The organism is Sphingomonas parva (ex Maeng et al. 2020) (genome assembly GCF_004564275.1).
GTDB classification, from domain to species: Bacteria; Pseudomonadota; Alphaproteobacteria; order Sphingomonadales; family Sphingomonadaceae; genus Allosphingosinicella; species Allosphingosinicella parva.
On the sequence record NZ_SPDV01000026.1, the window covers coordinates 46,309 to 54,376 of the forward strand.

The 8,068-nt window shown below is 66.9% G+C and carries 5 protein-coding genes and 1 pseudogene; 5 read left to right on the forward strand and 1 reads right to left on the reverse strand.

Annotated elements, in window-relative coordinates:
- Positions 1-34: 34 nt before the first annotated feature.
- Positions 35-2,518 carry a TonB-dependent receptor gene (locus E2493_RS13565; protein WP_135087667.1) on the forward strand — a complete coding sequence of 828 codons (2,484 nt, stop codon included), beginning with the start codon at positions 35-37 and terminating at the stop codon, positions 2,516-2,518.
- An 11-nt stretch (positions 2,519-2,529) separates the two neighbouring features.
- A complete protein-coding gene (gene chrA / locus E2493_RS13570; protein ID WP_135087672.1) occupies positions 2,530-3,912 on the forward strand; it encodes a chromate efflux transporter in 1,383 nt (460 codons plus the stop codon).
- A 1,079-nt stretch (positions 3,913-4,991) separates the two neighbouring features.
- On the opposite strand, the gene E2493_RS13575 is transcribed toward chrA, so the two are convergent.
- Positions 4,992-5,573, reverse strand: a complete 582-nt coding sequence (locus tag E2493_RS13575) for an SOS response-associated peptidase (protein WP_135087674.1) — start codon at positions 5,571-5,573, stop codon at positions 4,992-4,994.
- Positions 5,574-6,180: 607 nt separating this feature from the next.
- Between E2493_RS13575 and E2493_RS13580 the strand changes: the two genes are divergently transcribed.
- From E2493_RS13580 to E2493_RS22290, 3 genes and pseudogenes are all read left to right on the forward strand, one after another.
- Positions 6,181-6,402: a hypothetical protein gene (locus E2493_RS13580; RefSeq protein ID WP_135087676.1), complete on the forward strand. Its 222-nt coding sequence runs from the start codon at positions 6,181-6,183 to the stop codon at positions 6,400-6,402.
- A 153-nt stretch (positions 6,403-6,555) separates the two neighbouring features.
- A complete protein-coding gene (locus E2493_RS13585) occupies positions 6,556-7,134 on the forward strand; it encodes a tyrosine-type recombinase/integrase (protein WP_135087678.1) in 579 nt (192 codons plus the stop codon).
- A 756-nt stretch (positions 7,135-7,890) separates the two neighbouring features.
- Positions 7,891-8,068, forward strand: a pseudogene (locus E2493_RS22290) (IS110 family transposase); the annotation flags it as partial.

Here is an 8,068-nt window from a genome sequence, read left to right on the forward strand (position 1 = left end):
CCCCGCCCTTGCAGGGCGACCCCATTCATAATCGATGCTGACCGGACGGCCGGAGGCGTCGCGATCCACACGAAGGAGCTTTCCCGTGATCGCACGCTTGATCCTGCTCGCCTCCACTGCCGCCGTTTCAGCCGCCGCCCCGGCCGCTGCGCAGGAGGCTGCGCAGCCCGCCCCTCCAGCCGCTCAAGACGCCGAACCGGTTTCGACGGACGCGTCGGAGACGGAGGACGCAATTGTCGTCACCGGCGCCCGCCGGCGCGAGGAGCAGGTGCAGGACGTGCCGATCGCCATCTCGGTCATCGGCGGCGAGCAGCTCGAGCAGACCGGCAGCATCAATGTCGGGCGCCTCACGCAGATCCAGCCGTCGGTGCAGTTCTTCACCACCAACCCGCGCAATTCGGCGGCCAACATCCGCGGCCTCGGCGCGCCGTTCGGCCTCACCAACGACGGCATCGAGCAGGGCGTCGGCATCTATATCGACCAGGTCTATTACAGCCGCATCGCCGTCGCGACGTTCGACTTCCTCGACGTCGAGCGGATCGAGGTGCTGCGCGGCCCGCAGGGCACGCTCTACGGCAAGAACACGACGGCCGGCGCGATCGCCATCACCACCCGCGCGCCGACCTTCCAGCCGGAAGCGCGGCTGGAGGTCTCGCTCGGCAATTTCGATCATGTCGCGGCCAAGGCCTCGGTGTCCGGGCCGCTGGTCGATGACGTGCTCGCCGTCCGGCTCGCCGCCTCCAGATCGAACCGGCGCGGGACGATCTACAACGTCGCCACCGACCGCTGGGTCAACGAGCAGGACAATCTCGGGCTGCGCGGGCAGCTGCTGTGGCGGCCGCTGAGCACAGTCGATGTGACGCTCTCCGCCGACTACAACCGCCAGAACCCGGAATGCTGCGCCCAGATCTACGTGCGCACCGGCGCCACCCAGCGGCCGCTCAACCGCCAGTTCGCCGCCCTCGCCGCCGCCTTCGGCTACGCGCCGCCGAGCACCGATCCGTTCGATCGCCTGACCGACCTCGACACCCCGCTCGACGCCTTCCAGGAGATCGGCGGCGTCGCATTGCGCGCCGAATGGGACGTGGGGCCCGGCACCCTGACCTCGGTCAGCGCCTGGCGCTTCTGGAACTGGGGCCCGTCGAACGACCGCGACTTCACTGGTCTGCCGATCACCACCGTCTCGGCCAATCCTTCCCGGCAGAACCAATATTCCCAGGAGTTCCGCTACGCCGGCTCCGGCGGGAGGTTCGACTATGTCGCGGGCCTCTTCGCCTATCACCAGAAGCAGCACACCACCGGCGCCCAGGAGCAGGGCGCGGCCGCCAGCCGCTGGCTGCTCAACCCGTCCAGCGCCAACGCCGGCAACCCGGCGGCGCTGAACGGCCTGCGCTCCGAGAACGACATCAGGCTGGAGACCACCAGCCTCGCCGCGTTCGGGCAGCTGAGCTGGCACGTCACCGACCGGCTCACCCTGCAGCCGGGCGTCCGCCTCAACTACGACAGGAAGAACGGCGCCTACGTCGCCATCGTCATCACCGGCTCCGGCAGCACGACCCTCAACAACGATCAGCGCGGCGTCCTCGCGCCGCAGAGCTACCGGCCCGTGTTCAGCGACTGGAATCTGTCGGGAGACTTCACCGCCTCGTACAGGCCTGGCGAGGACGTGCTCGCCTACGCGACCTATGCGAAGAGCTTCAAGTCGGGCGGGATCAACCTGGCGGGCCTGCCGCTCGATGCCGGCAACAATCCGATCCTCGGCGCCAGCACGGTCGAGCCCGAGAAGGTCGATCATTTCGAGATCGGCCTCAAGACCCAGTTCCTCGACCGGCGGGCGACGCTGAACCTCGCCGGCTTCTGGACCGAGATCAGGGACTATCAGGCGACCGTCACCAACGGCCAGCTCGGGGTGCTGCGCGGCTATCTCGCCAATGCCGACAAGGTCCGGGTGCGCGGCGTCGAGGCGGATTTCTCGATCCGGCCGAGCGACCGCCTGAACCTCTATGCGAGCGGGGCCTTCACCGACCACGAATACGTCAGGTTCGTCGATGCGCCCTGCCCGCCCGAGCTCGCCGGCGGCGCCGCCGCCTCGGCCGCCAACCCGCCGAGCGCGCCGGGAACCCCGGGCGGCTTCAGCCCGGCCAATTGCGACATCTCCGGCCAATGGCTGCCCGGCATTTCGAAATGGGCGGCCTCCTACGGCGGCGAGTACAACCACCCTGCGACCTTCCTGGGCCTCAGAGGCGAGGCGTATCTCGGCATCGACGCCAGCTATCGCAGCCGCTTCTCGTCCAACCCGTCGCGCTCCGCCTACACCGACATTCACGGCTATGGCCTTGCCAACCTGCGGATCGGCTTCCGTACCGACGGGGGATGGAATCTCTTCGGCTGGGTTCGCAATGTTCTGGACGCCGAATATTACGAGGTGCTCGCCACCCAATCCGGCAGCACCGGATTGGTCGTCGGCCAACCCGGCGATCCGCGAACCTACGGCATCACCGCGCAGGCGCGATTCTGAGGAGAGGAACCATGGCGGGTGAGAGAGGCCGAACGGAACACGGCGTCCCTCTCGGCGAGGCGGTGAGGGTTTGGGCGCGTATCGCGGCGCTCAGCTTCGGCGGGCCGGCCGGGCAGATCGCGGTGATGCACCGGATCCTCGTCGAGGAGAAACGTTGGATCGGCGAGCACCGGTTCCTCCATGCGCTGAACTATTGCATGCTCCTCCCCGGCCCGGAGGCGCAGCAGCTCGCCACCTATATCGGCTGGCTGATGCACCGCACCAAGGGTGGACTGATCGCCGGCGGGCTCTTCGTCCTGCCGGGCTTCCTCGCCATCATGGCACTTTCCTGGCTGTACGCGCTGTTCGGCGACATCGGCGCGGTCGAAGCATTGTTCTTCGGGCTCAAGGCGGCGGTGCTGGCGATCGTCCTGGAAGCGGTGAAACGGATCGGCAGCCGGGCTCTCAAGAGCAATGCGACCCGCCTGGTCGCCGCAGCCGCCTTCGTCGCCATCTTCTTCTTCGCCGTCCCCTTTCCCCTGATCGTCCTCGCCGCAGCCATCGTCGGCTGGGCGAGCAGCCGCGCCGGCGTCGCCGGGTTCGCCCCCGGGTCCCATGGCAGCGCAGGCGGCAGGATCGTGGCGGCTTCGGAAACCCTGCTCGGCGAAGACGTCCCCGCTCATGCAAGACCCAGCCTTGCCTGGTCGCTGAAGGTGAGCGCGATCTTCCTCCTGCTGTGGCTCGGCCCCGTGGGCCTGCTCTTCGTCGCACTCGGCCCCGATCACGTCTTCTCCGAAATTGCTGTCTTCTTCTCGCAAATGGCGGTGGTGACGTTCGGTGGGGCCTATGCGGTGCTCGCCTACGTCGCTCAGCAGGCCGTGGAGGGTTTCGGCTGGCTGCGCCCGGGCGAGATGCTCGACGGCCTGGGCATGGCGGAAACCACGCCCGGGCCGCTGATCATGGTCACCCAGTTCGTCGGCTTCATGGGCGCCTTTCGCGCCGGGACGGGCCTTGATCCGCTGGTCGCCGGAACGCTCGGCGGCATCCTCACCACTTGGGTAACCTTCGTGCCCTGCTTCCTGTGGATCTTTCTCGGCGCGCCGTTCATCGAGACGCTGCGCGGCAACAGGTCGCTGGGCGCCGCCCTTTCGGCGATCACCGCCGCGGTGGTGGGCGTGATCCTGAATCTCGCCATCTGGTTTGCGATCCACACCCTCTTCGCCGAGGTCCGGCCGTGGCGGGGCTGGGGGATGCGGATCGACCTCCCAATGCTCCCGACGTGCAATTTCGCCGCGCTCGCGCTCACCGTCACCGCAATCGTCGCCATGTTCAGGTTCAAGGTCGGGGCGATGAAGGTCCTCGCCGGCTGCGCGGCAGCGGGCCTTGGGTGGAGCCTGATCATGACCCCTCCCTGACCAAATCGGGCACCCGACTAAATCGGGGACACAATATCAATTTCCGGTCCGCGACCCGGCTGCTGAAGACGCCAGCGTCCCCGCGCCGCGGATTACGGTGACCGTTTCCTGAATGCAGCGCATTGCCTCGATCGGCGTGGTACGACGGCCCGGGCAGGACGAGGCGCGGCAGGCCGGCCATCGAAACAGCCCATGGGATTTCATGTATTTAGTAGACTGTTGCCGTCATTCATAACTCGGCCCTAGCCAGAGTCGAACCTGACGGTGGAAAGGTGATGATGATCCTTGGCGCCCTACCGCTGGCAGCGCTCCTTGGCGTTGCCCTCCCCCCGGCGGCTCCCTCACCCTTTGTTGAGGGTGAGTATGCCCTTTACGGATTGGCCGGTTCGAACTCGGACGTACCGGTGGTAAATCCCAGCTTGCGGTCCCATGCGGATCTCTTGGCCGACAGCCGGGCTCTTCGCGACGCGGGCCTCTTCCCGACTGCCGCCTACCCGCACGTCCTGCGCTACACGATCTGGTTCGCCACCGGAGCAGCGAACGCTTCAACACAGCAACAGGGGACAAGGCGGATCATCGTCCAGTTCGCGGTCGCAGGAAGCGGCGAGAGGGCACAAGTACTCCTCGTGGAAGTGCACAGTCCGCTGCAGGGGGGAGCGGCCCCAACATCTCGCAAGGTCGGGTGGATCACCGCGGCCCGCTTCGAAGCGCTGCGGGCTGAGGTCCTCGCGAAAGCCGCTGCCCTTCGACCGAGTGAAATGAGTGTGCGAAGGCCTGTTCAGACATGCTCCCATTCCTCATCAACTTTGCTGGAGGTGCAAAGCCGCAGCCCGGCCGCAATCGAGCTCGTGCGAGAGACGGATTGCGGAGCACCTGAGTCTGCCCTGGAGGCCGGCGAGGTCCTCATTTCCGCGGCGGAGGAAGTGCTGGGTCGTGATATCCGTCGGCCAGTGGAGATGACGGTGCCGAATACCGGGGCAAAGCCACTAGGATAGAGCCGCTTCAAGCCAGCGGTTTGCGGCGCCAGAGAGAAGCTCGAGGCGCAATCAGAAATAGCGCAAGTCTCGCAGGCCTGCTGCCTAACTCATCCGCATCATCTGGCTCGGGAACGGCGCCGCGAGCGCGCACGCGTCGGCCGTCTCCGCCTCGAGCCATTTGTCGTGATCCTCCTCGTGCAGGATCACCGGCATCGCCTTGGGGTGGATCGGCGCGACCAGAGGGTTCGGCTCACAGGTGAGGAACGCGAACGCCTTGCCGGTCTCGGTCGGCCGCCAGACGCCGGCGAAGGCGAAGATCGCCCGATCGATCGTCCCGAACCAATGTTCCTTTTTGGCCCCCTTCTCGCCGCTCCACTCGCAAAAGTCGGTCACCGGCACCAGGCAGCGGCGGTCGGGGCGGGACAGCGCCGAGCGCCAGAAAGGGCTGGCGAGGTTGCGCACGTTGGTGACCGGTGCCCGTGCGGCGGCCGGCGGCGGGAAGCCCCAGGTCATCGTGTCGAGCACGCGGCGCCCCTCCTCCTTCCGCACCACCCAGCCGATCCTCTTCGGGAACAGCTCCGGCGGCGGCAGCGGCTCCGGCTCCGGCATGATCAGCGCCGGGTCGATCCCGAAGCGCAGCGCCAGCTCCTGCTGCTTGGCCGTCATCCGGTAGCGGTTGCACATGCGAGGGCTCTCCTGGTTGCCGCCTCAGTCTAGCGGCGCGCGCGGCCCGCACCAGAGCGTCGCGCAGGCGCATTGCCTCGGCCGCCGCCGCCGCCCGCTGCGCCGCGCGATCGGCAGCGGCACGCCGTGCGGTCTCCGCCGCGCCGCTCCGCTCCGCCGCGGCCCGCCGCGCCTTCGAGCGCGTCTCCATTCCACCGAAGAGTCCCATTTCTCCTCCTTCGGCCGGCCGAGCCGACCAATGTGCATCCTGCCGGTTGGCCAGATGCTCCCGCCGCGACGCGGCACCGCGCCGCAGCGGGACGCTGGGAGCCGTCGACGCCCGCTCGGCTACGGGAGCAGGCACGCCATCGGCATGGCTGGACGATGCGGACCATTGTCCACCTGCTGCGTCGTTGGGCCGGCGCATCGGGAGGCTTCCGGTCTCCGAACGATCCCCCGCCTTCGACGAACGGCCGCGGCGCGGAGGGATCGGCCCCTCGGGCCGGTGGTCGCGGACGGATGGGCCCGGAGCGACGTCGGCTCGCAAGGCTTCTGACCGTTGACCAATGAAGCGGAACATAGCACGAACATTGGCCCTTGTCAATATCGCAACTCGGGAGTCGGCCGCTTGGGCAATCGCAACTTCGAGACCACCATCTGCTTCGCGCGCGCCCGCGCCGACTGCCGCATCGTCTGCGGCGGCTGCGCCTACGAGAGGATCGTCACCGGCCAGGAGCTCATCCGCGCCTTCGCCGCCGTGATCCCGATCCCGGCCGCGGAGAAGAGGCTGAAATGCTCGCGCTGCGGCGAGAAACGGGCGCGGATGATCCCGGTCCCGACGGCGCGGTGATCAAGGGCTTCAACGGCTGGCTTTGGCCGATTCCTGCCGTTCGTCGGGCCACTGGCTGAGCTGGATTCCGGACCTTCAGCCAGGCGGCGCCGGCGTGGTGCCGACATCCCATCTCTCGTGGGCTGCAATCCGCAGCCTACGAGGAGAATGGTCATGGTAGGATCAAAGTCTCGGCACGAGAAAGCGCGCAAGCCGATCTGGAACGCCGGCAGGATCGTCGGGGCCAAGCGGCCGCTGAAGGCTCAGCAGGTCTGGGCTATCCGCTTCCATCTGGATCACGAGGGTCGCACGCGCGATCGCGCCCTCTTCGATATCGCGATCGACAGTAAGCTTCGGGGCTGCGACGTCGTGAAGCTCCGAATCGGCGACGTTGCGGCGGGATCCGAGGTGCGGCGCCGAGCCACCGTGGTCCAGCAGAAGACCGGCCGGCCCGTCTCGTTCGAGATCACCGAAGAGGTCCGTCAGAGCGTCCATGCCTGGCTCGAGAAGCGGAGGGGCAATGCGGATCAGCCGCTGTTCCCGAGCCGGGTGAATAGCTGCGAGCACATCAGCACCAGGCAGTATGCACGCCTCGTCGATGGCTGGGTCGAAGCTATCGGCCTCAACGTGCGAGACTATGGTACCCACTCCCTCCGCCGCACCAAGGCGTCGCTGATCTACAAGCGTACCGGCAATCTCCGCGCGGTGCAGATCCTTCTCGGCCACACCAAGATCGAGAGCACGGTTCGCTAACTTGGCGTCGACGTGGACGACGCGCTTACCCTCTCCGAGGCCACTGACGTCTGATCAGTCGCGCCATCGAGCCGACGGCGAGTTGGACCGAGCCGCTCGCCGCCGGCAGCTCATGCACCCGCAGCGACCATTCAGATGGTGGCGCGACTTACGTCCGGTGAAAGGGCATGCAGCGGACCGCGGTACTCCATGCAGGCAATGTCCGCATCCGAGTTCGAGCCAAGGCTCGGCGGTGCCGACTCAGCGACGATCGCGGACGACGTGAATCGACCCGAAGCGGACTTCAGAACGCTGCTGGCGTTTTCCGTCCATTTGAGCCGGCGAGCGTCAGACACGCGGCTCCGCCGGATCGCGCCCGCTCCACGTCGCCCACAAAATCCGCTTCAATGTGGCCCAGTATGGCCGTCGTTTCTCCACCGGCCTCCGTCCGGCGATCAACCTCTTGAACTCCCATACGTGGCCAGAAAGGTACACCTCCCGCTCGTAAGCCGTCACCGGGACGGCCTTTGACCAAGCCCACCGATAGTACAGCCACTCGTCGCCACTGCGTTCGAAGGCGGTACTGAGGAGGTAGGGATAGTCACTCACAGACGGATCGATAGCTGACGCAATGTCCGCCTTCCACCCTCTCCAGCCGATCGTCTCGCGCTGGTGTCGACGACGGGTGTACGGAAGGAAAGCTGATGGGGTGGACGCCCCCCGACGGCATCGATGTGCCAAAGTGGAGGTGTTGAAACACCACTGAGGGAGGCGTCCGTGTCGGAAGTTACCACAATCGGTCTGGATATCGCCAAGAGTGTTTTTCATGCGCAGGGCGCAGATGCGCGCGGTACGCTGGTGTTCAGCCGCAAGCTCACGCGCGGCAAGCTGCTCGACTTCTTCGCGGGGCAGCCGCGATGCATTGTAGCGCTGGAGGCGTGCGGCGGTGCGCATC

Bases quoted from the DNA above. Each gene is read 5' to 3' on its own strand.
- E2493_RS13565 (WP_135087667.1), top strand. From the start codon at position 35: ATGCTGACCGGACGGCCGGAGGCGTCGCGATCCACACGAAGGAGCTTT.
- chrA (WP_135087672.1), top strand. From the start codon at position 2,530: ATGGCGGGTGAGAGAGGCCGAACGGAACACGGCGTCCCTCTCGGCGAG.
- E2493_RS13575 (WP_135087674.1), bottom strand. From the start codon at position 5,573: ATGTGCAACCGCTACCGGATGACGGCCAAGCAGCAGGAGCTGGCGCTG.
- E2493_RS13585 (WP_135087678.1), top strand. From the start codon at position 6,556: ATGGTAGGATCAAAGTCTCGGCACGAGAAAGCGCGCAAGCCGATCTGG.